The 24,685-nt window shown below is 62.8% G+C and carries 19 protein-coding genes and 4 pseudogenes; 11 read left to right on the top strand and 12 right to left on the bottom strand.

Translation table 11 applies throughout. The features are described from left to right. The 3 genes and pseudogenes from QTI04_RS32825 to QTI04_RS32835 all read left to right on the top strand — a co-directional run. Positions 1 to 110: pseudogene (locus QTI04_RS32825) on the top strand (IS481 family transposase); the annotation flags it as partial. A 19-nt stretch (positions 111 to 129) separates the two neighbouring features. Beyond that, the gene (locus QTI04_RS32830) at positions 130 to 486 is read left to right on the top strand and encodes an SIR2 family protein (RefSeq protein WP_286619457.1); all 357 of its coding nucleotides are present in this window, start codon (positions 130 to 132) and stop codon (positions 484 to 486) included. A 134-nt stretch (positions 487 to 620) separates the two neighbouring features. Continuing rightward, a complete protein-coding gene (locus tag QTI04_RS32835; protein ID WP_286619427.1) occupies positions 621 to 1,403 on the top strand; it encodes an NAD-dependent deacylase in 783 nt (260 codons plus the stop codon). A 79-nt stretch (positions 1,404 to 1,482) separates the two neighbouring features. Here QTI04_RS32835 and QTI04_RS32840 read toward each other — a convergent pair whose 3' ends face one another. After that, complete coding sequence (locus tag QTI04_RS32840; RefSeq protein WP_286619429.1) at positions 1,483 to 2,202, bottom strand: IS6 family transposase; 720 nt, start codon at positions 2,200 to 2,202, stop codon at positions 1,483 to 1,485. On the opposite strand from QTI04_RS32840, the pseudogene QTI04_RS32845 reads away from it, so the two are divergent. Both QTI04_RS32845 and QTI04_RS32850 read left to right on the top strand, forming a co-directional pair. Then, positions 2,140 to 4,113 (top strand): annotated as a pseudogene (locus QTI04_RS32845) (Tn3 family transposase); the annotation flags it as partial. The gene QTI04_RS32840 and the pseudogene QTI04_RS32845 sit on opposite strands and share 63 nt — an antisense overlap. A gap of 235 nt (positions 4,114 to 4,348) precedes the next feature. Further along, the gene (locus QTI04_RS32850; RefSeq protein ID WP_286619431.1) at positions 4,349 to 6,094 is read left to right on the top strand and encodes a TIR domain-containing protein; all 1,746 of its coding nucleotides are present in this window, start codon (positions 4,349 to 4,351) and stop codon (positions 6,092 to 6,094) included. A 260-nt stretch (positions 6,095 to 6,354) separates the two neighbouring features. Here the strand turns inward: QTI04_RS32850 and QTI04_RS32855 are convergent, their stop codons facing one another. After that, a complete protein-coding gene (locus tag QTI04_RS32855; RefSeq protein ID WP_286619432.1) occupies positions 6,355 to 7,473 on the bottom strand; it encodes a helix-turn-helix domain-containing protein in 1,119 nt (372 codons plus the stop codon). 409 nt (positions 7,474 to 7,882) lie between these two features. Between QTI04_RS32855 and QTI04_RS32860 the strand changes: the two genes are divergently transcribed. Next, on the top strand, positions 7,883 to 8,776 hold the full coding sequence (locus tag QTI04_RS32860; protein ID WP_286619433.1) for an amino acid ABC transporter substrate-binding protein: 894 nt from the start codon (positions 7,883 to 7,885) through the stop codon (positions 8,774 to 8,776). A gap of 19 nt (positions 8,777 to 8,795) precedes the next feature. On the opposite strand, the gene QTI04_RS32865 is transcribed toward QTI04_RS32860, so the two are convergent. Beyond that, entirely contained in the window at positions 8,796 to 9,701 is a 906-nt protein-coding gene (locus tag QTI04_RS32865) for a LysR family transcriptional regulator (RefSeq protein ID WP_286619458.1), read from the bottom strand. A 126-nt stretch (positions 9,702 to 9,827) separates the two neighbouring features. On the opposite strand from QTI04_RS32865, the gene QTI04_RS32870 reads away from it, so the two are divergent. After that, a complete protein-coding gene (locus tag QTI04_RS32870; protein WP_286619434.1) occupies positions 9,828 to 11,132 on the top strand; it encodes an aminotransferase class V-fold PLP-dependent enzyme in 1,305 nt (434 codons plus the stop codon). A 266-nt stretch (positions 11,133 to 11,398) separates the two neighbouring features. Here the strand turns inward: QTI04_RS32870 and QTI04_RS32875 are convergent, their stop codons facing one another. From QTI04_RS32875 to QTI04_RS32885, 3 genes and pseudogenes are all read right to left on the bottom strand, one after another. Continuing rightward, on the bottom strand, positions 11,399 to 11,575 hold the full coding sequence (locus QTI04_RS32875) for a DUF3563 family protein (RefSeq protein ID WP_286619435.1): 177 nt from the start codon (positions 11,573 to 11,575) through the stop codon (positions 11,399 to 11,401). A gap of 350 nt (positions 11,576 to 11,925) precedes the next feature. Continuing rightward, positions 11,926 to 13,130: pseudogene (locus tag QTI04_RS32880) on the bottom strand (IS30 family transposase). 176 nt (positions 13,131 to 13,306) lie between these two features. Then, positions 13,307 to 13,456: a hypothetical protein gene (locus tag QTI04_RS32885; RefSeq protein ID WP_286619436.1), complete on the bottom strand. Its 150-nt coding sequence runs from the start codon at positions 13,454 to 13,456 to the stop codon at positions 13,307 to 13,309. 47 nt (positions 13,457 to 13,503) lie between these two features. On the opposite strand from QTI04_RS32885, the gene QTI04_RS32890 reads away from it, so the two are divergent. Next, positions 13,504 to 13,776 carry a hypothetical protein gene (locus QTI04_RS32890; RefSeq protein WP_286619437.1) on the top strand — a complete coding sequence of 91 codons (273 nt, stop codon included), beginning with the start codon at positions 13,504 to 13,506 and terminating at the stop codon, positions 13,774 to 13,776. 447 nt (positions 13,777 to 14,223) lie between these two features. Then, positions 14,224 to 16,035 carry a tannase/feruloyl esterase family alpha/beta hydrolase gene (locus QTI04_RS32895; protein WP_286619438.1) on the top strand — a complete coding sequence of 604 codons (1,812 nt, stop codon included), beginning with the start codon at positions 14,224 to 14,226 and terminating at the stop codon, positions 16,033 to 16,035. Positions 16,036 to 16,407: 372 nt separating this feature from the next. Here QTI04_RS32895 and QTI04_RS32900 read toward each other — a convergent pair. Both QTI04_RS32900 and QTI04_RS32905 read right to left on the bottom strand, forming a co-directional pair. After that, positions 16,408 to 16,728: pseudogene (locus QTI04_RS32900) on the bottom strand (hypothetical protein); the annotation flags it as partial. 53 nt (positions 16,729 to 16,781) lie between these two features. Further along, positions 16,782 to 16,931 carry a hypothetical protein gene (locus tag QTI04_RS32905; protein ID WP_286619439.1) on the bottom strand — a complete coding sequence of 50 codons (150 nt, stop codon included), beginning with the start codon at positions 16,929 to 16,931 and terminating at the stop codon, positions 16,782 to 16,784. Positions 16,932 to 17,148: 217 nt separating this feature from the next. Here QTI04_RS32905 and QTI04_RS32910 point away from each other — a divergent pair, with 217 nt between their 5' ends. Next, on the top strand, positions 17,149 to 17,340 hold the full coding sequence (locus tag QTI04_RS32910; RefSeq protein ID WP_286619440.1) for a hypothetical protein: 192 nt from the start codon (positions 17,149 to 17,151) through the stop codon (positions 17,338 to 17,340). Between the two features lie 364 nt (positions 17,341 to 17,704). Further along, the gene (locus QTI04_RS32915) at positions 17,705 to 20,614 is read left to right on the top strand and encodes a Tn3 family transposase (protein WP_286619441.1); all 2,910 of its coding nucleotides are present in this window, start codon (positions 17,705 to 17,707) and stop codon (positions 20,612 to 20,614) included. A gap of 433 nt (positions 20,615 to 21,047) precedes the next feature. On the opposite strand, the gene QTI04_RS32920 is transcribed toward QTI04_RS32915, so the two are convergent. From QTI04_RS32920 to QTI04_RS32935, 4 genes are read right to left on the bottom strand one after another with little or no spacing between them, the layout of a single operon-like run. Further along, entirely contained in the window at positions 21,048 to 21,308 is a 261-nt protein-coding gene (locus QTI04_RS32920; RefSeq protein ID WP_286619442.1) for a hypothetical protein, read from the bottom strand. A gap of 16 nt (positions 21,309 to 21,324) precedes the next feature. Next, entirely contained in the window at positions 21,325 to 21,600 is a 276-nt protein-coding gene (locus QTI04_RS32925; protein ID WP_286619443.1) for a hypothetical protein, read from the bottom strand. Positions 21,601 to 21,613: 13 nt separating this feature from the next. Next, positions 21,614 to 21,868 carry a hypothetical protein gene (locus tag QTI04_RS32930; protein ID WP_286619444.1) on the bottom strand — a complete coding sequence of 85 codons (255 nt, stop codon included), beginning with the start codon at positions 21,866 to 21,868 and terminating at the stop codon, positions 21,614 to 21,616. Positions 21,869 to 21,882: 14 nt separating this feature from the next. Then, positions 21,883 to 24,501 carry a hypothetical protein gene (locus tag QTI04_RS32935; protein WP_286619445.1) on the bottom strand — a complete coding sequence of 873 codons (2,619 nt, stop codon included), beginning with the start codon at positions 24,499 to 24,501 and terminating at the stop codon, positions 21,883 to 21,885. Between the last annotated feature and the right edge of the window lie 184 nt (positions 24,502 to 24,685).

The raw sequence follows: 24,685 nt of genomic DNA on the forward strand, positions 1-24,685 counted from the left end.
ACTGGCTGCATCACTACAACTGGCACCGCCCGCACCAGGGCATAGGAGGCGTTGCTCCCATGACCAGACTCAACAAGTCAAGAAATAACCTCTTGACGCTTCACAACTAGCGGCGCGAGCCACCGTCCGATCATCAAGCTTCATGGCTGTGCGTCGCGTTCGAATACAGTGGTGCTGACCCGTGTTGAGTACGAAAGACTCGCTGCACAGCGGGAGTATTTGTCGCTTCTGGCATCTCTGTTCGAGCATCACACGATGCTATTCGTCGGCTTTGGGCTTAATGATCCACGCGATCTGGACAACATTCTGCGGCAGGCTCGACTCGCAGGGGCAGCGGAAAGCGAGAAGTTCGCCCTGCTGCCATCGAAAAGTTGCGCCGAGATCGCCAGTAGGTTTTCTCAGATTCAGCCAGTCCCCTACGACAGTCATGATGATGTTGCCAAGATCCTGGCGACGCTGGTTCGTTGCGCGGAAACTCGGAACTGACCGGCGCTTCTTGAGATGCTTTCGTCTGCGCGTGGATTGCCGCATGGAAGATCTGACGTGAGTTCGATCGACGCAGTGGCTCGGACTTGCGTAGCCTGGGCCATCCGGTTGTTTTGCTTGGAGGAACGCGAGCTATGAGCTTTAACGCTGTTCCGCCCGCCTCGCTTGTTTCGTCGTTGCGCACAGCACGACGTATCGTGGTCTTGTCTGGTGCTGGAATGTCGGCGGAAAGCGGAATTCCCACTTTCCGAGACCAGGGAAGCGGCCTTTGGTCGCGCTTCGATCCGCAAGAGCTTGCGACGCCTGGGGCGTTCCGGCGCGATCCTGAAACGGTATGGGCATGGTACGAGTGGCGACGCCGCAGTGCGTGCCACGCCGTTCCGCATGCTGGCCATTTCGCGCTGACTGCACTTGCCGCCCGGCCAGAGGTAGAGGCGCTGACCGTCGTGACGCAGAACGTTGATGATCTCCATGAACGCGCTGGTACGAAGGCGGTCCTTCATCTCCACGGGAGCCTGTTTGCGCCTCGCTGCTTCGATTGTGGACGAGCGTACGGCGGTCTCGCGGATTCGTCGGGGCAGGAACTCGACAGCGCCGCGATTCGCCTGACGCCGCCACGATGCGCCACTTGTCATGGCCTGATCCGCCCTGGTGTGGTCTGGTTTGGGGAAGGCTTGCCGGAGGCTGTCTGGCTTGAGGCTCGCCGCACAATTGAGCGTGCGGATCTGGTGTTGGTGGTCGGAACATCCGGCCTGGTATACCCCGCGGCGGACCTACCAGACGCTGCGCGGCGCAAAGGCTGCGCTGTCTCAGTTATCAATCCTGATGCATCCAGTACATCGAGCAGAGGCTCGATGGATTGGCAGATCCAAGCGGGCGTAGGGCTTCCGGCCTTGGTTTCAAAGCTCGATACTTGAGCACACTCGCTGCGCAAGATCGTTGGAGGGTTTTGTCGCGTTAAGCCGGTCGAGGCGGACGAAGTCCGGCAGTTTCGGGTCAACGGACGGCGAGACTGTAGAAGTAGTCGGCATCTGAAAATGCCAGGCCACCGGGGCAGCGCAGCTGCCCCTTCCTGACCATGTGCATGGTCTCGATGCCGGCGATCAGCCGGGCAGCACAGTGAAAGGACTTGAATCCCATCATTGGTCGGATTCGCCGCTTGATGCTTCGATGGTCCTGCTCAACAAGATTGTTCAAGTACTTGGACTGCCGAACTTCGATGGTGACGCCGCTATCGGCGATCAGACCACTCACGGCGGCGGTGTTGGCACCGCTCTTGTCGATCGTGATCTTCTCGGGCACGTCGTGCTGGCCGATCGCGCACTCGAAGAACCGGCGTGCGGCCGCCACGTCACGGCGCGCGGTCAGCAGGAAGTCAACGGTCTGGCCGAGCCGATCGACGGCTCGGTACAGATACTTCCACTGGCCACCCACGAGCACGTAGGTCTCGTCGACACACCACGAGGCCCCCACTGGGTGCTTGCGCCGACGAAACACCTTGGCCAGCACCGGCAGCATCTTCAGTGACCAGCGGTGGACGGTGGCGTGGTCGACCAGCACACCGCGCTCGGCCATCATCTCTTCCAGGTTGCGCAGGCTCAAAGGGTAGGCCGCGTACCAGCGAACGCACACGAGCATGATCTCCAGCAGGAAATGCAAACGCCTGATGACCCCTCGCAGGGTCGAGTTCGCAAGTTGGACGTGCAGCGGTACCATGGCTGCATTGTGGCCGACCGACTATCGCGACAGAACCTCGGCGCGCGCCGCGGCGAATCTCTCAAGCTCGGGCTGGCATTGCACATCGGATTCCTGCGCATGTGCGGCCGTGTGGTCGACGCCTTTCGGATCGTTCCGCCAGCACTTTGGCGCCATCTGGGCAGTGAGTTGGGTGTCGATGCTCCCGAGATCGCGTCGCTACGCGCCTTGTATGGGCGAGGCCGCACCCTATTCGACCACCAACAAGTAGCCTGTGAAGCCCTTGGATTCCGGTGGATGACCGAGCACCAGCGCCGCGCTCTCGTTCGGTCGATGAGTGACGAGGTCGCCCGGTGCGCCGATCGTGAACAACTGGTTGTCTTTGCCCGACGTTGGCTGTACGAACATCGACTGCTGATCGTCCACGATCGGGCCATCCGCGCCTTGATTGCCACCGCCCTCGCCCGTTTCGAGGCCGAAACGTCGGCGTCCATTCGCAGCGTGGTGCCATCTGACTCCCTGGAGCAATGGGGCCAAATGATCTCGCTGCCACACGCCACCAGCGTGACCCATCAAAGCTGGGTGTGGGCGGCGCCCGCTCGGCACTCGACGCGCCAGATCAGCGAGGTGCTTGAACGGATCAATTGGCTTCGAAGCCTTGACGTCCACAAGTACCTGGGCGCCCTGCCCGACCTCATCGTGCGGCGCTACGCACGTCGCCTGGCCTCCAGGCCCCCGCCGTCCGGCGCCAAGATCAAGGAACCAGTTCGCACAGTAGAGGTCGCCTGCTTCCTGCGCTACTGCCTGCTGACCGCCACCGACCAACTGATCCTGATGGTCCAGCGTCGCGTGGCCGACCTGTGGCGTCAGGCCGCCGGTAGTGTCGGAGACACCGCCAACTGGGCTGACCTATATCGATCGCTGCTCAACGAACTTGCGAACATAAGCGCCGAGGGTGGCATTCCAGACTCTGAATTGAGGACTGGTTTGGCGGCCTTGGTCGCGAGCTACCAACAGCGTCGCCCGCCCGGGCGGGCATCGCTCGTGCGAGAGCGCCTGATCGAGGCCATCCGCCCAGTTCGATCCCTGCTGGTGGCGATCGCCAAGTTGCCATGGCAGGCGGCCGGCGACCACCCGGTCATCAGATCACTGGCCAAGCTGCGCGATCTGTACGCTAGAAACGCCAGGAGCCTGCCAGACATCGTTTCACCCCAGCTCGGATCGGTCTGGCGAGATGCCCTCTCGGGCTACGACCGGGAGCGAGCCTTTCGAGCGCTGGAAGTGGCCACGCTTTTTGCCCTGCGTCGATCCGTGCGCAACGGCTCGGTGTGGATCGAACACAGCCTGACGTTTCGTGGCCGAGAGCGCCTGTTCCTGCCCGCCGAGCGCTGGCAGGCCGAAGCCAAGCGGCACTACGCTCGGCTGTCGCTGCCGACCAACCCGGAGGAATTCCTTGTTCCGCTCCTGATGCGCGTGCATGCTGGCGTCCAAGCGGTGGCCGTCGCCGCTCGTTCCGGCGGGCTGCGCATCGACGATGAACTGCACCTCTCGGCGCTCCCGGCGGACGATGAGGATCCTCAGCTCGACAAGCTCCGCGCCAGGCTTGACCAGCGCATCGGCGAGGTGCAATTGCCCGAGGTGATCCTGGCCGTCGACGCGCAGGTTCGTTTCAGCTGGATCATGCTCGGTCGCGAGCCGCGCTCGGCCGACGAACTGCTGATGGCCTACGCGGGCATCCTCGCCCACGGCACCAGCCTCACGGCCGCAGATGGCGCACGCATGATGCCGCAGCCGTCGGCCACAAGCATCCGCCAAAGCATGCGCTGGGCCGGTGACGAACGCCGACTCGGACAAGCCTGCCAGGCAGTGCTGGAGTTCATGCAAGGCCATCCCATTGCAACGACTTGGGGACGCTCCGATCTCGCCTCCTCAACTGCGGCATCTCGCCCCCAAATGTTGCCTTTCAACCTGTTGCGGGTCAGGACCCGAAAACGAGAGCAAGGCGAACGTGACACCGAGCCGGCGGGCGGATTCCTAGCGAGTCGCCCGTTGCGCTTCAGACGCACCGCACGTACAACCGGTACTATCGCCTCGCTCCCAGCGGGGATCCTGGTGTGCTGTAGCTCGTCACCAGTCACGGCACTCCGACTAGCCAAGAGGCGCTACCTTGACCGCTCCCAATGATTTGCCTCTCAAAGTTTTCATTTCGTACTCCCGAAAGGACGAAGCGTTTGCTCAGGAGCTCAAGGCGGGGCTGGAAGTCGCTGGATTCACCTCAATCATTGATAGGCAGGACATCGCTCCAGGCGAGGGCTGGGAAGGTCGTCTAGACCGATTGATTGAGACAGCCGACACCATGGTCTTTGTTCTCTCACCCGATTCGGTGGCATCGCCGCGCTGCGGCAAAGAGGTCGAGAGCGCAGTGACTCTTCGAAAGCGACTCGTGCCCATCGTCTGGCGCAGCGTGCCTGAGAGTGACGTCCCCGAAGCGCTGAAACGAATCAACTACATCTACTTCGATAAGCCGCACATCTTCGGCCCCTCGCTGGTCGCTTTGGCCCAAGCACTTAGAACCGACCTCGCCTGGGTACGCGAGCACAGTCGATACAGCGAGGCAGCAATTCGATGGGACTCGCAAAAGCGCATGGAGGCTTTGCTGCTGCGAGGGGAGGTGCTTGCGGCCGCCAAGCAATGGCTCGAGGCGCAGCCGAAGTCCGCTCCTGAGGCGACGTTGCTCACGCGCGAACTCATAGCTGCCTCAGAGACGGCAGAGGCCGCCCGCAACAACGCCGAGCGCCAACGCCTCGAGGAAATCGCACTGGCACAGGCGCAGCGAGCCGAAGCGCTCGACGCGGAAGGCCAAGCTTTGGCACATGCGGACGAGGCGCGGCGCGGGCGCGCGCTGGCCCTGCGCGTTGGCTTCTGCGTTGCGGCGGTACTCGCTGTGACCGCGACTGTGTTTGCCGGCTACGCCTCCATACAGAAGAGGGCTGCAGATGAATCGGCCGATACCGCGATAGCCGAGCGCGGGCGCGCCCAGAAGGCGCAATCGGTGGCAGAAGAGAAAACCCGCGAAGCGGAACGTGAGGCGGCCGCGCGGAAGCTGGCACTGGCGCGTGCTCTTGAGACGCAAAAGCGGGTCAGTGGGCTCTTGCAGCAGTTGCTGAGCGATGGGATGCAGCCAGGGGGACACTACTCGTTGTCTCACGTCTGGCCATCCAATACATCGCTGAAGGTTTGCTTCATCGGAGGTAGCCCGCAACTTAGACAAAAGGTGGCCCAGGTCGCGCGGGAGTGGACCTACTACGGCAATCTCGATTTTGACTTCGGGTTGCCGCCTGAGCTTCGCTCATGCGACAAGCGACCCAGTGTCGGAGACCCAGCGCGCGAGAAGGTCTTTGTCCGGGTGTCGCTCGATCGGAACCGTGGGAATTGGGCATTCATCGGTACACAAGTCCACTCATACACAAGCGATGACCAGCCCACCATGAACCTCGCAATTGAAGCTTCCATATCAGAAGCGGACCTACGCATGACAGTGCTACACGAGTTTGGCCACGTCCTTGGATTTGGCCATGCGTTTCAGGGCTCCGATAGCACGTGCGAAGACGAATTTGACTGGGCTTACATCTATGCCCACTTCGCCAAGCCGCCCCAGCATTGGTCGAAGGCCCAAGTTGATTTGAACATGAGAGCAAGCAAGATGGGCAAGAACAAGGTGGGCTCGGGAGGGGTCTTCGACGTGCGTTCGATAATGAATTACAGATTTCCTGAACCCTTTTTCAAGAGAGGCCGTGAAAGCCCGTGTTTCACCAGCACTCAGGCCACCGACCTGTCACTGGCTGACAAGCTCGCGGTGTTCGCCATCTATGGCAGGAGTGAGCCGAAGGAGAGCCCCAGCGCCCCGAAGTAGCGTTCAAGAACCCTTTAAATGGGCATCGCGCCAACCGAGGCGTCCATGCGAGTTGAGCCGCTTGGCGCTTCTAGGGGTAACCTGGCGGGCGACAATTGTCTTGAGCGGCGCATTGACTCGTCGGAATTGCTACTCGAGCTGACCTGTTGCCTCACGTAACTTTGGTCTTCCGCACTTTGTGTGACGCGGATGTGGCGGTGTGCATCGGTGAGGAATATTCGAAGGGCTCGGGTCTGCGGACTAACACGGACCGATCTTGGCTATCCAATCCGCGAATCCGTAGGCGCAGGCGGTACGTGCAAAGTCGCCACCTTCATCGATGGGCTGTCGTCCGCACAAAACCCATCCGGTATGGATATACAAGCGATTGCATCTCGGCAACTCCGTGCAGGAGCGCCAAGTCTTGAACGGCTGCGCCGACCGGAGCGTTCGACGGCGCAGGCAAGCGGATACGCATGCTGCAAATCCATCGGGCAGCGATCGGCACAAGCGAGCCCCTTCGAACCACAAACCGACGTGGGGGTGAAACCAGCGAATGAAACTTTGGAGACGCGAGCAGGTGACCGTGGAGGGTCGCGCACATGAGGACTCGGCGAGCCCCGACGCCGGGTGCTGCCGGAACAAGTCATCAGGCGCCGAGGAATCGTCCGCGAATGCACGTCAGGCATCGGTGCCGCGTCCAACAGCTCCCGTCGTACCGGGCCCACCATGCGCACGGACACCGCATCGGCGCTCGGAATACAGGATCGCAAGACATCAAGACCCCAAGCGAAAATCTTCCATCTGCGCTCAGCGCTCGTACGAGAGGTCAGCATCCGGGACTTGGCCGCGATGGCGACGCAGAGGTCGCCCGCGAGGACGGCCATGGCGTGGTTCTTGAGGAACGTCGACCAACGCAGGCCCCGGTGCGGCTGCCCCGGAGTCCGTTTGGGCAAGTACTTGCGCACCGTCCGCGGCGAGACCCGTATTCCCAGCTTGAGCAGCAACTCGTTGGCGATCCGCTCCTCGCCCCACAGGAAGTTCTCGTTCGCCATCCGGCGGATCAGCGCACGCAGTTCCTCCGGGATCGGAGGTCGACCTCGGCGGGACTTCGCATGCCACAGCAGCTTCCAGCCCGCGCGACGCCAGCGCAGCAAGGTTGCAGGCTGCACGACCACCAAGGCGCCGCGCCAGTCGAACAGGTGTGACAAGACGACGAGACTCGCTCGGGTCGCCGCGTCGATTCCCCCGGGCTTCATGCCGCGCTCGGTGTACAGCGCGAGCTGACGACGCAGGAAGAGATTCTCGGCCTGAACAGACACCTTCGAGCGCAACAGCAAGCACACCCATCGAAATGCGTCTTCGATCAGACAGCCTGCGATTCTCAGGGCGGTGACCATCAGGAATGGTGCCACAGCGGTCAACCTCCGTCGGCCGAGTTGAGCGGACGGAATATTTGCGGAGCACAGGCGGCTCCCAGTCGGGCGGCAGCCGGATGCCGAAGTGTTTTTCGATCTGCCTGCGACGCTTCTCGGCCTGGTAGTGACTGCACATCAGCGCATTGTGCGGGGACCGGGGTCGTGCGCCACCGGCGCGAGCCAAATGACGGCCGCCCGCACGGGCGACATCGCGCGCAGACGCTCGTCGGCCCAGATATCGGCCGCGACCTCGTCAGCGGCGTCTCCCGCCCCTCCATCTAATCACTATATTTCCTGTAACCCGATGAAAATAAATCGCTTTTAGAAAAGGATCGCCGCTCCCAGAATTCGGCAACGGCTTGGGGCCGTCCACCTTTTCCGAAAGCTCCAGATGACATTTCGATTTTCATTGACGTTCGGCCTCTGCGCCGCCCTGCTGTGTTCGACCGCGCTGGCTCAAAGCGACACCCTGAGCAAGATCAAGGACAAAGGAAGCATCTCGATCGGGGGCCGCGACAGCCAGATCCCGTTCTCGTACAAGCCCACCGGCGGCGGCGACCCGGTCGGTTTCACCAACGACATCTGCCTGAAGATCGTCGATGCGATCAAGGCCAAGCTCGGCATGCCGAATCTCGAGGTTCGCTACACAATCCTGACCTCCACCAATCGCATTCCGCTGCTGACGAACGGCACCGTGGACCTCGACTGCGCGACCACCACGAACACGGTCCAGCGACAGCAGCAGGTGGCGTTCGCGCCGAGTCACTTCGTCACCAGCATCACGGCGGCCGTGAAAAAGAACTCCGGCATCAACTCCCTGGCTGACCTGAACGGCAAGAAGATTTCGACAGTCTCCGGCAGCACGGGCGTCCAGCTCCTGCGCGCCTACCGCAAGTCGGGAAACATCGAAGTGGAGGAGCTTGCGGCAAAAGACACCGCAGACGGCTTTCTGCTCCTAGCCTCCGATCGTACGATGGCCTACATCCTCGACGATGTGCAACTGGCGGGCCTGATCGCCACGTCCCCGACGCCTGCGGACTTCAAGATCCTCACGGGGGAGTCGTTGCGGCAGGAGCCCTACGGCATCATGTACCGCAAGGACGATCCTCAGTTCAAGGAGATCGTCGACAAGACCGTGACCGACCTGATGAAGTCGGGTGCCATCGAACAGATCTACGCCAAGTGGTTCACCAAGCCCATCCCTCCGGCGAATGCCAATCTCAACTTCCCGATGACGGATGCGGTGAAAGAGATCTACAAGAACCCGAACAACAAGGGCGTCTGACGTCGCGGGCCCGGCAGGTTCAGTTGGCCGCGGCCTGGAACATGCGGGTGAAGTCGCAGCACTCCTGGGCCAGCATGATGACCGAGGCGATCAGCGAACTGCGATGCTCGCCCTTGTACATCGCGACGTATGTGACGGGCGGCAGGGCCGGCGTCACCTTTATCAAGGCCAGGGACCCTTCGTCCAGCATCTGGCGGACCGCTTGCTTCGGCAGGTAGCTCACGCCCAATCCCGCAATCGTCAGGCCGATCAAGGCCACCAGATTGTGGATGACGATGAGATTGGCCGGCTGAACGCCCAGATCTCTCATCCAGTTGTCGTAGAGCAAGCCTGTCCCGGATTTCGTCCCTTGGATCAGCATGCGGTGACTCGCCAGTTCGTGCAGGCGGATGGCCTTCGAGCTCTTGACGAAGCCTGGCTTGCACATCCAGGCACTCTCGACCTTGCCGATCGCCTTCTTGGGAATGCGCGTATCGGCAAATGCATCCGGCACGACGATCAGGTCCAGTTCGTCGGCCAGCACCTTCTCGCGCAGATTGACGCTGCTGTCCACGTCCGGCTCGAGGGTGACCTTGGGATAGTGCTCCTGGATCAACTCGACCCAGCGCGGAAGCCAGGTCATCGCCGTGAGTTCGGTGACCCCAATGCGCACACGCCGCTCGATCACATCGACGCGGCTGAATTGCTCGACCGCGGCGTCGCGCTGCTCGAGCAGGCTCTTGGCCAGCATGAACATCTCTTCGCCCTTGTCCGTGAGACGGGCGGCGCGCTGGCTCCGATCGAAGAGCTCGGTGTCGAACACCGCTTCGAGTTCGTGCACGCGCTTCGATACGGCGGACTGCGATGTGTGGAGCTTGTGGGCGGCCAGCGCGAAGCTGCCCAACTCACCGATCCAGTACAGGGCCTCGAGCTGCTTGAAAGTCATCATGGTCGAATCGGCTAGACAGGCCCCAAGAAACGCTTTTATTCATTTGATCGTATCCAAAAATATCGCTTTTGGAAATCTATAGCTGCTTCGACAATTGCTTCACCGTCCCAGGAACATTCACTCATGAACACCAAAGAAGGCCTGCTTTTTTCCGACGCGCTGTTGAAGGAGATCAAGAGCCGCTTCCACTATGTCGACCACGACATGAACGGACGCGAACGCCTCTTCTTCGACAATGCGGGAGGATCTTTCCGGCTCAAGTCGGCGGTCGATCAGTTCGCCCGCATCGACGCGTTGCCGGATTGTCCGGAGCGCATCCACGAACTCGCGATATTCCTCCAGGACGTGCAAGCCAGGGGCACGGAAGACCTTCGCACGATCCTCAACGCCAAAGGTGGGAGCGTCTACGCGTCCCTCACGGCATCGGGCGGCATGTTCGACATGGTCCGCGCGATCGCGGAGCACATTCCGGGCACGAACATCGTGACGACCGTTCTGGAGCACCCCTCCTCCTTCGACGCTATGACCCTCTACGCCGAGCGGACAGGCAAGGCGTTGCGAGTCGCGAAATCCAACCCCGTCACCGGCGGCATCGACGTACAGGACATCGTCAGCCTGGTCGATGCAGACACCGCTGTTCTGAGCGTGATCTACGCGTCCAACATCTCGGGTGCCAAGTTGGACATCCAAGAGGTCGTGCGACAGGCTCGCGCGATCAAGCCGGACCTCTACATCGTCGTGGACGCCGTGCAGCACGCGCCGCACGGTCTGATCGACTTGCAGGCGACACCGGTTGACGGCATCAACATTGCACCCTACAAGTTCTTCGGCTGCAGGGGGTCCGGCATGTCGTGGCTGTCGGAGCGCGCTTCCGTGCTACCGCACCACAAGCTGGCCGGCAAGAAGAAGGACTTCTGGGACTTGGGCAGCGCGGCGCCCTGGCAGTTCGCCGTCGTCTCGGAGATCGTGAACTACGTGTGCTGGCTCGGAAGCCAGTCGGTCACGCCCAACGACCGGCGCGCTCTTTTCGCGAGTGGAATACACAGTATCGAGTTGCACGAACGCGCCCTACTCTCCCGCATGCTCAACGGCAGCGCGAGCACTCCGGGCCTGCGCCAGATGAAGAACGTGAAGGTCTTCCTCGACTACGAAGACCTGACGAAGCGCGACCTGATCCTCGCCATCGGCATCGAGAACCTCGAGCACGCCCAGGCTGTTCGCGAGTATGAAAGGCGCGGTGTGATCGTCTATGAACGGGTCGCAACCAGCCTCTACTCGAAGCGGATGCTTCATTCGTTTGGCCTCGAAGGCGCTGTGCGCGTGTCGCCGCTGCATTGCCACTCCGTGGCAGACATCGACAAGTTCCTGCAGATCACGCATGAGATCAGTCGAGCATTCAACTCGACAGAAGTGGGCGGAGTGCGCTGACTCCACGCGATGATCATTGTTCGATGAACTCCGTCTTCCGCCACCTTGGCTGGCCCTGATCAGAGCTCCCCAACGCCGCAGGAGACTGTACGCGGGTCCGTAGAACTCCGCGGCGTTGGCATCCTAGATCTGACCCGTAATTGACCATGGGAAATCGCGGGCCGCAAAGCCGTCAGGGGCCTAGAGCAAGCCGGGCGCATGGCGCATCGTCAGGAATGGTTCCAAGTCGAACTGCCGGCAAAGGGGCGCGCCGGTCGCCGTTGCAATCAGACCGAATGCTGCAGATGAAACGGGCGCTGGGTGTCCCGCCTGTCGATCTCGCTCATACGGCGCTCGAGGTCGTAAATGTCGACGGCGCCAGCGAGGTAGGCATCTTCGAAGCTGCTGTCAGTCTTAAAGGAGCGCTTAAGAGCGACCAGCGCGCGATGGATCATGTGCTTCATGGTGAAGCAATTATAAGGGTTTACCCTCGTCTTCGCCGACGACACTTTCGTCGCTACTTCGGACACGCACTAAGGGCCATGGCAGCCTCCCGCGGCGCCGAGGGCCTCCAAATTTCGCCGTTGTGATGAAAGGCATATTTTGATGCCCGGGCCAACTGCACGGCGTGCTTGAACGACGCCGAGCAGGCAACCTGCTCAACAGCGAAACCGCGCGATGCTTGAGTAGAACGAGCGGACAAACGACCAAGGGACGGAGCCAACAGTCGCGCCTCGATAAGCCGATCTGGAAGCAAGTCTGAAGCTGACTGAATGCGGTCGTAGTCGGGCCAATCATTCTGGGCCCGTCCTACTCATCGCTCGCGAGCTCTGGATGGCAGCTGAGCAGTGCGGATTCGACCGGTCGATGCAACGATTTGGCTGAACATCTCAGCCGGTGTGTGGAAGTCGAGGGTCTTCCTTGGTCGCTCGTTCAATTGTCTTGCAACGGCATTCAGCTTGGCCTGTAAATGGCTCGAGAGATCGATCCCTTTAGGGAAGTACTGCCTGAGCAAGCCGTTCGTGTTCTCGTCGGTTCCGCGCTGCCATGGATTGTGCGGGTCGCAGAAGTAGACCTGGATGTCGGTCGCCAGGGTGAAGCGCTTGTGAGCCGCCATCTCCTTGCCTCGATCCCAGGTCAGCGACTCGTACAGCTCCTGCGGCAGCTTGCGAGCGTTCTTGATCAGCGCATTGACGACGGTCTCGGTGTCGGTGCCCCCGAGTTTCACCAGCATCACGTAGCGTGTTTGACGCTCGACCAGGGTGGCAATCTGACTGCTCGTGCCTCCGAACAGCAGGTCGCCTTCCCAATGACCAGGCACTGCCCGATCTTCCACCGTGGCCGGGCGCTCGCTGATCGATACGGTGTCAAGGATTCTTCCGTGGTTAACGGTCTTCTGCGTGTGATGGCGCGAACGGCGCATGACTCGCGTGCGTCGCAGATGCTGCAGCAGTTCCTTCTTCAAGGCCCCACGGGCTTGAATAAAGAGGCTGCGATAGATGGTCTTGTGTGACACCTGGAAGTCCTCGTCGCCAGGATAACTATGCCTGAGCCACCCCGCGATCTGCTCGGGCGCCCACAGCGATTGGCGCTTGGCAGCCACGATGCGCGCCAAGGCTCTGTTCCTTGCCAGTTTGCATCTCTTGGGACGGTGCCCGCGGTCCCACGCCGCCTGGTCGGCCTGAGCAGCCCGGTAGCCCTCTCGACCACCGTTGCGATTGATCTCCCGGCTCACAGTCGATGGCGCTCGCCCGAGGATGCTGGCGATCGCTCGAACTGAGAAGCCCGCCACGACAGCACGTGAGATCTCCTCGCGCTCGGCCAAGGTCAGTGCCAAGGAGGACCGGGACCGCTTTGGCGGCGGTATTCCGCCTGTTCGGGACAGAATCCCTTCGACCGACGAATGCGATCGATCAAAAACAACTGGGCTACCTGTTGAAGGCTGTCGCCTGCTTTCCAGCGCTCCCACATCAGGGCCTTCTGGCTGTCCGTGTAGTAGGTCCGCGTTCGATACTTCATCTGCAACACTCCTTCTGCCTACGCAGCTTTTTGGTGTGTTGCATCGACCGGTTGAATCCGCAGAGTCGAAGCGGTCGCCGACCCACTGCGAGCTTGCGCCGCTGCGCTCGAGGATCAGCCTGATCTGTGCGGGCACGCCAGCCATTTCGTGATGTTGACGAAGACCGCTTGCATGTCTACAACGGACGCCTCAGCCCCGGGTGAGCGAAGCCCTTCGCGCCTTCGGGACCGACACGCGTCTGGGGCGTGCCGGGCGCGATGTCGGTGTGCCCGGTGAAGTTGATGTCGACGTAGCGGTGGAAGGTGGCGCCGGTGACTACACGCAAGAAACGCAAGTTGCGCGAAGTGTGCGGACCGATCGGCGGAGATGAACATGGCCATTACCACTGACACTTCGGAACTCGCGGAACGTGGCAGCGTCGTGGGTTGTCGCCCCGAGCCGAGCACCCTCGTGGCTGTCGGAATGGCGATGGTGCCGACCGCGTGCGGGGGTGGGGGAGCCACGCCGTCCACCATGTCCGCGCCAGCGGCTGCGTCGAACTCGGGCAAGTCGGATGTCGGACCTTCAAGCAAGACGGCCGATCCGAAGAAGAGTGCCGACCCGTCCACTGGCTTGGCCGATGTCACCTCCGCTCTAGGGTCCTAGCTCTCTCCCGGGAGGGAGCCGTTGTCCAGGCAGACCGTTGCGCGATAGGCATTGCTTTGCATTCGATCGCGGCGGGAGACGCAGGCCTGCCCGAGTGAAAGCGTCAGGAAGTCGATGACGGCAAGGCTCTCCGGCGCGAGGCGATGCCGTGCGCAATGCGCCTCTGCCGCTCGTCAGGCGCCGGTCGTCGTCGGCCGCATCAATACCTCTCCCAATTCGTGTGACCCGCGCCGTCTGAGGCGGTCGCACCGCAGTGCGGGTTTATCCCGGGGCGCGCAGCCCGTGAGACCGCATTAATATCGTTATGACTGATAACTACATGGCTCGCTTGCACTGTCGCGACCCTCGAAGAATTGGTGCGGCGAGACAGGCGGCCATGAACTCAGTCATCGGCCATGCGCGACAGCGGGTGCTAGTCGCGCGAGACCTCACACTGGAGACAAACACATGAAGTCGGAATTTCGGACGTCCTCTTTGACCGGCGCAGTTGCGATCACGCTGGCCGCGGCAACCGTCGTTGCGTGTGGAGGCGGCGGCTCGTCGGGGACGGGGTTCTTGCCGACCACGCCGCCACCATCTGCTGCCACGCCCACCACGCCCCCCGACAACGCACCCACCGCACCGCCGACCGCCGCTGGAGCATTGCCTCAACTTGCGCCGGCAGTGGGCACCTCACTGCAGGGGAGTTGCAACGACTTGATGTCGTTCGCCTTCGACAACATGGTCATCAGCGCCGTCTCGACGGCGGCTTCCGGCGCGCTGAAAGTCGCTGGCAAGGACATTGGCGCTCATTGCGTGGTGACGGGGAAAATGCACGAGCGGGTCAGTCCGGTGGATGGACAGACCTACGCCATCGGGTTCGAGATGCGCATGCCCTTGAACTGGAACGGTCGGTTCCTCTATCAAGGCAATGGCGGGACTGACGGGAGCGTGTCGTCAGCGACCGGCAGCGTGGGCAGCGGCGGTCCCCTGACCAATGCGCTGTACCGCGGCTTCGCTGTGATCTCGTCTGATGCCGGGCACAGCTCGGCCCAGAACCCCCTGTTCGGCATGGATCCGCAGGCACGTATCGACTATGGATACGGAGCGGTGATGAAGCTGACGCCCATGGCCAAGGCCTTGATCAAGGCGGGCTATGGAAAGGGACCGGATCGCTCCTACATCGGAGGTTCGTCCAATGGCGGCCGCCATGCCATGGTTGCGTCCGCACGCTTCGCCAAGGACTATGACGGCGTATTGGCCAACTCCCCTGGGTTCAACCTGCCGAAGGCAGCCGCTGCGCAGCTGTACACCGCTCAGCAATTTCGCAAGGTTGCTACCGATCCGAATGACCTCGAGACCGGCTTCACGCTGCAAGAGCGACAGCTGGTAGCGCAGAAGATTCTCGACCGGTGTGACGCACTCGACGGTGCCACGGATGGATTGGTCCAGGACATCGAGGCATGCCGAGGCGCTTTCAACATCTTCGATCACGTTCCCACGTGCGCCGCTTCGCGCGATGGCGCCTGCCTGACGGCAGCACAGAAGGGCGCGATCGACGCGATGTACTACGGCCCGGTCAACAGCAAAGGCGAACACCTGTATGCGACGCAACCTTACGACCCGGGCCTGGCGACAGCAGGATGGGCGAGCTGGAAGTTCAGCAGTTCTGTCGGTACGGCGCGCGACCCTGTCGCGGTCGGCATCATCTTCCAGGTGCCGCCGGCGCCGACCATCATTGCCGACACCCGCGCGTTCGCGTTCAACTACAACTTCGACATAGATTTTCCGAAGTTGTTCGCCACGGACGCCACCTATACGGAGGACTCGATGTCTTTCATGACGCCGCCCGACCCGACCAAGCTCGATGCGCTGCGCGATCGCGGTGCGAAGATGGTCGTCGTTCAGGGGGCATCGGACGGGGTGTTCTCGATCGACGACACCAAGCGCTGGTATGACGAACTCGATGCGCGGAACGACGGGAAGGCCGCAGACTTTGTGCGCTTCTATCGGGTGCCCGGCATGAACCACAGTAGCGGCGGCGTGTCGACTGACCAATACGACGCGCTCGAAGCGCTGATCGGCTGGGTGGAAGGTGGGATCGCTCCGGATCGGATCATTGCCTCAGCGCGTGGACCCGGAAGCCCTGGCGGCGCGAACGCATCTGTGCCCGCCAGCTGGGCGCCTGATCGGACGCGGCCGCTCTGTCCCTATCCCCTGGTCGCGCGCTACAACGGCGCTGGCGACATTGAGCGCGCTGAGAACTTCAGCTGCAAGTGAAGAAGCCGTCCATCGCTCGCGAAGGAACGCGACGCGAGCGAGATAAATGTGCGGTCAATCTTCGAAAGTGCGGTCGCTGAACCCTTGGACCACAGCCGGGCTGCGACGGCTTCCGATCTCTGTGCGGTCGTCGAAACCGGGGCCTCGAGCGACGGCTTGTGGCCAATTCTGTTGAAAACCTCGATTGAGCGACAAGGCTTGCGGACGCCCAAATGTCAGGCGAAGAGCTCGCGTCGTGCAACGATGCTCATTGGAGCCGCGTAGAGGCGCTCAGGCTAGTTTCGTCTTGCAGTTCGGCCCCGGTACGTCAAACGCACGTTCGACGCCTCCTACGCAAAACTCGAGTGCGTCACAGGGCCGAATCGGAGTTTTTCAACAGAATTGGCCGGGACGGTGAATTCGTAGCTGCGCCAGAAAGCTGACCTTCACATGACCACAGGCTGCATAACAGATAGGCCGGTTTTTGGGTACCGACGTCGCCTTGGTTCTCCGCATCGAATGCGTACCGTAGTCCGCGGGATCAAGTCCGAGTTCTTCGACCCAGTTCTCGAGGATCCGGGCGTACTGCCGCGTCCCGAGACGTGGCGAGTCGTGAACGCGGCTTGGGAACAAGAAACAGTCGGACTTGAGCCCTGCAAGCTTGATCCACTTCTGCACAGCTTCTCACGTCACCTGGGTGATCTCGAACTGAAGTTGACCCAATTTCGCGGACACCTGATCCTTATGGATGAAGGAGTCCGATATGCCTACACCGAAGCGGCGAACAGATGACCGTCGATCTCGTGCTCGCGGCGCTGAACATGGCGCTGCAACAGCGCAGGCCCGACGGCGTGATCCATCACAGCGATCAAGGCAGCCAGGGTGGATTCAATCGGTCGTCGCAACACCTCAATCATGGAGGTGTTCGATGGGACGACCGAAGGAGTGGACAACAGAACAGACCGGGCGGGCACCTAAGCGCTCGCCAGGGCGTCCTCAAATCAATCAACGGCAGACCAAGACCGAGGCTCGGCTGGCGTTGCTCACCTACATCGAGGGTTGGTACGACCCGCAACGACGTCACAGCGCCCTCTGGCAGGTCTCGCCGGCAACGTTTGAAAGGAACTACAAAGCATGTTCAAGCAACAGCCTCGCCACGAACACGACTTGACCACTGTCGGCGTCTTCGTGGCTTACATCAAGCCTCTCGAGCAACTGGCCTTGGCAGACGACCGGCTTGGCCCATTGCAGGAGTACACGCGCGAACATGCGGCGCTCTACCGCAGTCGGGAGGCCAAGCAAGCTGCTCCAAGTGCTGCTGAGTAGCAACTTCGACAGTCGGCCAAAAGGGGACCTCGGAGGTCGCGGCAAGGTCTGACCTGAGGCGGAAGTTGCGGCGTGAGACCACGGCCCCTTCTGAACTCGTTTGAAAAGTAGGACGGGCGCCTCAAGGGCGTCGCACCTGCTGCGGGACGCGCCTCAAGCCGTCGATCGAGTAGCCCAGTCCGCTCAACCGACGGACCGCGTCGTCGTAGTCGGGGTCGATTTGATTTCGGTGTCAAAAGTGACGGTTCGCAACTCCAGCAACGGCGCGGGGTCGGTTTGCTAAGTTGTTGATTTCGCGAGCATTGCTGTTCACTTCTTTGCGGCGTATCGTCTGCGGCCCCCTGAACAGCGAAGGAGCGCGGCGATGCAAGGCTGGCAGACGTCCTACCTGGGCCTGCGCGACATGCCCGGCGAGCTCAGCGAGTTCGAGCTGCAGACGTTCTTCAGCTTCAGCCGCACAGAGCTCGACTTGATCGGGCGAAGGCGTAGCGACAGCCTGAAGCTGGGCTTGGCGCTGCACATCGGCTTCGCCCGCATGACCGGACGGCCACTGAACAGCGTGCGGATCGTCCCCCCTGCCCTGCTTCACCACCTTGGCCGGGAGCTGGACATCGCCGCGCCGGATCTGGTGTCTCTGCGCGCGCTGTACGCCCGCGGACGCACCCTGTTCGATCACCAGCACCAAGCCTGCGAATGCCTGGGATTCAAGTGGATGACCGAGCATCAGCGCCGAGCGTTGGTACGGGTCCTGCGCGACGAAGTTGCGCATTGCTCAGACCGCGAGCGGCTCCTGGTCCTTGCCAGGCAGTGGCTCTACGACCATCGCCTGCTCATCGTGCACGACCGCGTGATCCGCGCCATGGTGGCGGCCGCCCTGCTCGAACTGGAAGCATCGACCGGCCAGTTCATCGTGACCACAGTGCCTGCCGAGACTCGCAAGCGCTGGATATTGGCGTTGAACACGCCGCGTCCGGACGGTGAACACTGCCAGAGTTGGCTGTGGAGCGCGCCGGCAAGGCACTCGACGCGTCAGATCACCGAGGTCTTGGAAAGGATCGCGTTCCTGACTGACCTCGGCATCGATCGACATCTGGGGGATCTCAACGATGTGCTGGTGCGCCGCTACGCCCGGCGCATGGCCGGGCGGCCCCCATCGGTCAGTGCCAGGATCAAGGAGCCGGCCCGCACGCTGGAGCTCAGCTGCTTCCTGCGCTACTGCCTGCTCACGGTGACCGACCAGATCATCTTCATGTTCCAGCGCAGAGTGGCCGACCTGTGGCGCCAATGTGCGGACGGTGTCGCGTCCGTGGATTGGGCACGGCAGTACGAGGAGCTGCTGCTGGAGCTCTCCGAGCTCGCAGGCCATGATGCCGTGCCAGATGCCGAACTGCGTTCACGCCTTCGCGAGATTGTCGCGGCCAAGCACGCTCAGCGCCCGCCGAGTCGGGCGTCAGTCATCCGGCGACGCCTGATCGATGCGATCGCGCCGGTGCGTTCTCTGCTGGTGGGGGTCAGTCGCTTGCCTTGGCAGGCCACCGGCGAGCACCCGGCACTCGATGCGCTGAACAAGCTCCGAGCCGGGTATGCCGCTGGCATCAAGCGACTTCCCAGTGAAGTCACGACCCCACGACTGGGCGCCGCCTGGCGTGCAGCCATCGCCGACGCCGACCGCGAGCGCGCCTTCAGGGCGCTGGAGGTCGCCACCCTGCTTGCTCTGCGCCGGGCGGTGCGCAACGGCTCGGTCTGGATAGCTCATTCGCTGAGCTTCCGCGGTCGCGAGCGTCTGTTCCTGCCCGAGGAGCGTTGGCAAGCCGAAGCACCGAGGCACTACGCCAGGTTGCAGCTGCCGGCTAAGGCTGGCGAGTTCCTCGTACCGCTACTTGCTCGCATGCTCATTGGCATCGACGCGGTCGCGGCCGCCGCGCGTTCAGGTGATCTGCGCGTCGATGACGAACTGCATCTGGCGTCGTTGCCGGCGGATGAAAATGACCCTCACGTCGTGAGGCTGCGCAGCCAGATCGATCAGCGCATCGGTGAAGCGCAGTTGCCCGAGGTCATCCTGGCCGTGGACGCCCAGGTGCGATTCAGCTGGATCATGCTCGGGCGCGAGCCGAGAACGGGGCAGGAACTGCTGATGACCTATGCCGGCATCCTCGCACATGGCACCAGCCTCACGGCGGCCGAGTGCGCGCGCATGATCCCGCAGTTGTCGGCCACCAGCATCCGCCAGGCCATGCGCTGGGCCGGCGACGAGCGTCGCCTGGCACGGGCCTGCCAGGCGGTGCTGGAGTTCATGCAGGGCCACCCCATCGCGGCAACCTGGGGCCGAACCGACCTGGCCTCCTCGGACATGATGAGCCTGGAGACCAGTCGGCGCGTGTGGCAGGCACGTCAGGACCCGCGTCGCCAGGTGGCTTCCATCGGGGTCTATAGCCATGTGCAAGACCGATGGGGAATCTTCCACGCGCAGCCGATTGTGCTCAATGAGCGCCAGGCGGGCGCCGCCATCGAAGGAGTCATTCGACAGGAACGGATCGAGACTTCTCAGCTTGCCGTGGACACGCACGGCTTCACCGATTTCGCGATGGCCCTGTCCCGACTACTGGGCTTCGACCTGTGTCCGAGGCTCAAAGAACTGAAGCAGCGGCATCTCTTCGTCCCGCGGGGCACGAAGATCCCGCGGGAGATCGCCGCAGTGTGTCAGGCCAGTGTGGACACCACGCTCATTGAAGCCCATTGGGACAGTCTGGTTCACCTGGCCGCCTCGGTGATGCTGGGCCATGCCAGCGCGGTGACCGCGTTGGCCAGATTCGGCTCGGCAGCCCGAGGAGACCCGATCTATGACGCCGGCGTACAACTGGGCAAGCTGCTCAGGACGGTGTTCCTGGTCGACTACTTTGTCAACGCCGCTTTCCGGCGCGAGCTGCGACGGGTGCTCAACCGAGGCGAGTCGGTCAACGCGCTCAAGCGCGCGATCTATGTCGGCCGCGTCACGCCGGCGCAGGCCCGGCGCACCGACGAGATGCAGGCCGTAGCGGACGCATTGAGCCTGCTGGCCAACATCGTGATGGCGTGGAACACGGCGCAGATGCAGGCGGTGGTCGACCGCTGGGCCAACCGGCGCCAGATCGTGCCGCCGGAATTGATGGGGCGCATCGCGCCCACGCGGCTTAAGGGCATCAATCTGCGAGGCGTGTTCAGCTTCCCTGTCGAGCGCTACGCCGCGCAGCTCCTACCGTCACAAAGTGCAGGCAGAACAAGAGCCAGCGGCTGAAATCGGCCGCTGAACGATGCGCTCTCCAGAGCTATTCGAGGGGTAGCAGAAAGTCGTGCAGTGACAAGCACTTGCGAGCGCCAGCAGCTCGGCACCCGCGTCAATGCTGGCGGTCGATGCGTCACTTTTTGCAGTGAAATCAACTCGACCCCTTTTCGGGTAACCGAACAGTATTGGGCGCTGACGTGTCAAGGCTGCTGAGCGCAGCACTCAGATATGACTTCCCCGATCTTGTTCCCTTTGACGCACTCTTATGCAAAGTCCAGAGCCGCCCGGCTGCGCGGCAGCCCGTGAGCCCTCGGGACGGGCGTTCCGCGAACCTCGACATAGCGCATCCACTGCGTCATGGCAAGCGGGACGCTGCGTGTGTTCACCATCCCTCTAACCATCGCGTCGCTTCCCGGCACGTTCTGACGACGTTTTTCGGCAGCATTCAACGCCGTACCAGCCAGCGCCTCCGCAGCGCGAGCAGCGCCACGATGCCCAGGCTTACGGCGGCCACGAGGCCGATGTCGAACGCAAAGTAGAGCAAGCTTTCTCGGTATTCGCCGGTGCAGAAGGTGGCAAACGCGCCCAGCGCGACGCAGCCGCCGCCCCACAGCGGCAGGCGTTTGCGCAAGCCGCCCAGGCGTTCGCAGGTCAGGCCGAGCAAGACGCCGAAGACGAAGGGAAACGATTCGACGAGGATTTCCATGTTCAGCCTTGTCAAGTCAGTTCACACCGGGCGCGGCCCCGGCGGAGATGGCTACGGGATTCGTCGGACCGGGGTCGCCCTCCGGCATGCCAGAACTGCCACTGCCGGCTTGGCCTCCGCCGCGGACGGGCGCCGCACCGGCGTTGATGGCGCCGCTCACCTGAACTGCCGCGGTGCTTGCTGCGCCATCGACTGTTGCGGCGGGTGGCGCAGGCGACGCAGCGGACACCTGCGCAGGGGCGACTCGCACGCCATCGCTGTCATCGTTGTCGATCTCGATGATGATTCGCATGCTGATTTCTCCGCTAGTTGAGGACCGCGAACCGGCCCTCGAAGTTGACCGACTGGTTGGTGAGGTTCTTGACCGTGATCCAGTAAGTGGCATTGGCGGCCGTGGCGCGCTCGACGCCCACCGTCCACTCGACCTGCGGGTTGCCGCTCTGCGGCGTCGTCGGCACCATGTACCAAACCACGTGCCAAGCCGTCGGCCAGTTGAACGTGAACCAGCGGTTGGATGCGTTGGGCGCCAGTGCGCCGTTGAATTGAACACCTGTCCACATGCTCTTTCTCCTTGTCAGTATTTGCTGAGGATGGCAAAGCGGCCTTCGAATTGCACCGTCGAGGCCGTGAGGTTGGTGACGTTAAGCCAGTAGGTAACGAACTCGGACGATGCGCGTTCGACCTGCGTTCGCAGCGTGACCGCCGGCGCCCCGGGCAGCACGTTGGTCGGCATCACGGTCCAGACTACATGCCAGGTCGCTGGCCAGTTAAACGTGAACCAGCGCCCGCTGGCGTTGGGCGCCAGACTTCCGGTGAACTGGGTGCCGCAGATCGGCACGGTCATCCAGCCGTCGACCGGAATCTCCCAGACGCCGCGGTTGCGCGTGCCGGCGCGCAGCACGCGCGCATGGGGGTGGAAGATGAGGTCGGCCACCAGCACGTTCGGCAGGCCGTTGCTGAAAGCCGTCCAGTTGGCCCCACCGTTGAGCGACTGGAACACGCCCAGGTCGGCCGCCACCCAGACACGATTGGCGTCGCCGGGATCGGTGCAGACGGCGTTGATCGGCAGCAGCGGCAGGCCGGCCGAGCGGTCGGTCCAGCTGGTACCGCCGTCAGCCGATGAATAGACTCGGCCGCCGCCCAGCGTGCGTAGCGTCACCCACAGGCGGTTGGGGCTGCCGGACTCGACGTGGATGTCGCTGATCGACGCCGCGCGCGGGCTCGTCAGTTCGGTGCGGGTCCAGACCGCGCCGCTCCAATCGAAGCGGAATATCCGCCCGCCGCTCATGCCCGCATACAGCCGATCGGGCGTGGGCGCGTGCATCGCGGTGGTCAACTGGCTGGCCGGCAGTGCTTGGTCGGCGAAACTGGTGCCGCGATTGCGCGAGATGTAGACGCTGGAACCGGCCATCGCAACAGTGTCGTTGTTGCACTCCACCGGCGGATAGAACAGGTTGACGTAGCCGGCCGGTACGTTGGGCCCGATCCAGCCCCAGCTGCCGAAACCGCCACCCGTGGTGGATCGCTCCATGCCCATATTGAAGAAGGTGTGGAAGCAGGTCTGCGGGTTGGCGCGGTTGATGCCGCAATCCCCGCCATCTCCATCCTGCGCGTGCTCCCAGACCGGAGAGCCGGTGTAGCGGATGCTGCCGTTGTCCTGCGTTCCGCCCAAGATCATGCGCACGCTGCCGAAATCCTGCGCCAGGTATTCGATCTCGGTGATGACCATACCGTTGTTCAGATGAGTCCAGTTCAGGCCTCGGTTGGGCGAGCGGAACAGGCCGCCATCGTTGCCGGCGAACAGCACGTTGGCGTCAGTGGGATGAAGCGCGAAGGCATGCTGATCAGGGTGGATCGAATCGCCGCTCGTCTTGGCTGACAGCGCCGTCCAGGTCCAGGTCGTGCCCGACAGGTCGCCACGGTAGTTGTCCACGGCGCCGATGTAGACCTGGTTATCGCGGTCGGGTGCGGCTTGGAGGCACCAGTCGTACCAGTCCTGGGTGATATTGATCCCAGCCGGCAGCGTGGCGGCAGCCGTCCACACGCCGGACGCATCGCGCCGGTAAAGCCGGCCGGCGCCACCACCTGAACCCCAAGCATAGGCGACGCGCGAATCGCTGCGCACCATCGACACTGCCAGACGCCGCCACGACGCCGGCGCCCCGGGCAAAGCCACCGCGGCCCAGGTGGTACCGCCGTTGATTGAGCGGAAGACGCCGTCGCTGCACGCGGCCAGAACCTCGGCGGTAGCGCCGCCGCTAGGCTGGATCGCGAGCGACCAGGTCACGACGTTGCGACGCATCGTCCAGGTGACCCCACCATCGCTGGATTCGTGCAGCCCGCCGTTGCTTGCGGCCAGCAGATGATTGGCGTTCGCCGGATCAACCGCAAGATCGAAGAACCCGCGGCCGACGAAGGGCGCACCAGCCACCAGAGTCCAGGTCGTGCCGCCGTTGATGCTTTTGAGAACCCCGGCGCCCAAGCTGGCGTAAAAGTTGCCCTCGCCGGTGCCGCAATACACCGTGGCCGGCGCCGAACGGGCGAACGCCAGTGCGCCGACTGTCAGCGTGGGTGCGAAGTCAGTCCGTGGCGCCCAGTTGGCGCCGTTGTCAAACGATTCCCAGACGCCGCCGCCCGCCGAGCCGCACAACAGGTGATTGCCATTTCCCGGATCAACCGCAATGCACGACACACGGCCCGAGACGGTGGTGCGCGACGAGCCGTAGGTCTGGCCGTTGGGCATCATCGTCGGGCCCAGCGAGCGCCACTGCGGCGAGCCGGCCACCGGGGGTGTCAACTCGCCGGGCCCGGCTTCAAAGCCGGGAGCCGTCTCCACCATCGACTCCATGGCCGGGTCGGCACGTGCCCCCGGACCGGCTTGATCGGCGTTGGGCTCGGCGGCGGCGTTCAGGCCCTGCGCGGCATCCGCGTACAGCTGTCCAACTTCTTCGGCTTTTGCTGCCGCCGCGCGCGCTTCAACGGCGGCTGCAACGGACATCTCGTGGCCTTCGCCGGCCTGCGCTAGCGGCTGGACCTCTGCCTCGGACCCGGGGGCCACTGGATTTAAGGTCAGGCCGCGCGGCAGTTCGAAATCACGCAACCGGGCCAGGACCTTGCCGCCCGGCGGCTTGGGCTGGCGCGCGGCGGGAAGGATCGCGCCGAGTGCGCGTTCGGCAACTTCGGGAGTCCTCATGGCTTGTCCTTTGCGGGTGGTATTGCGGCCGGCTTGTCCGGTGCGGGAGCCGGCGCCGGTTGCGGTTTGCGGTCGCGTTCAAAGTCGCGCAAGCGTTCGGCGGCGCGTCCGCCCTCGGGTTCGGGTGGCGTTGGTGTGCCGGCGGGTGGTCTTGGCATGGTTACCTCCGATGGTTTGTCAAAGT

It is taken from the genome of Variovorax sp. J22R115, assembly GCF_030317005.1.
In the GTDB taxonomy this organism is placed as follows: Bacteria; Pseudomonadota; Gammaproteobacteria; order Burkholderiales; family Burkholderiaceae_C; genus Variovorax.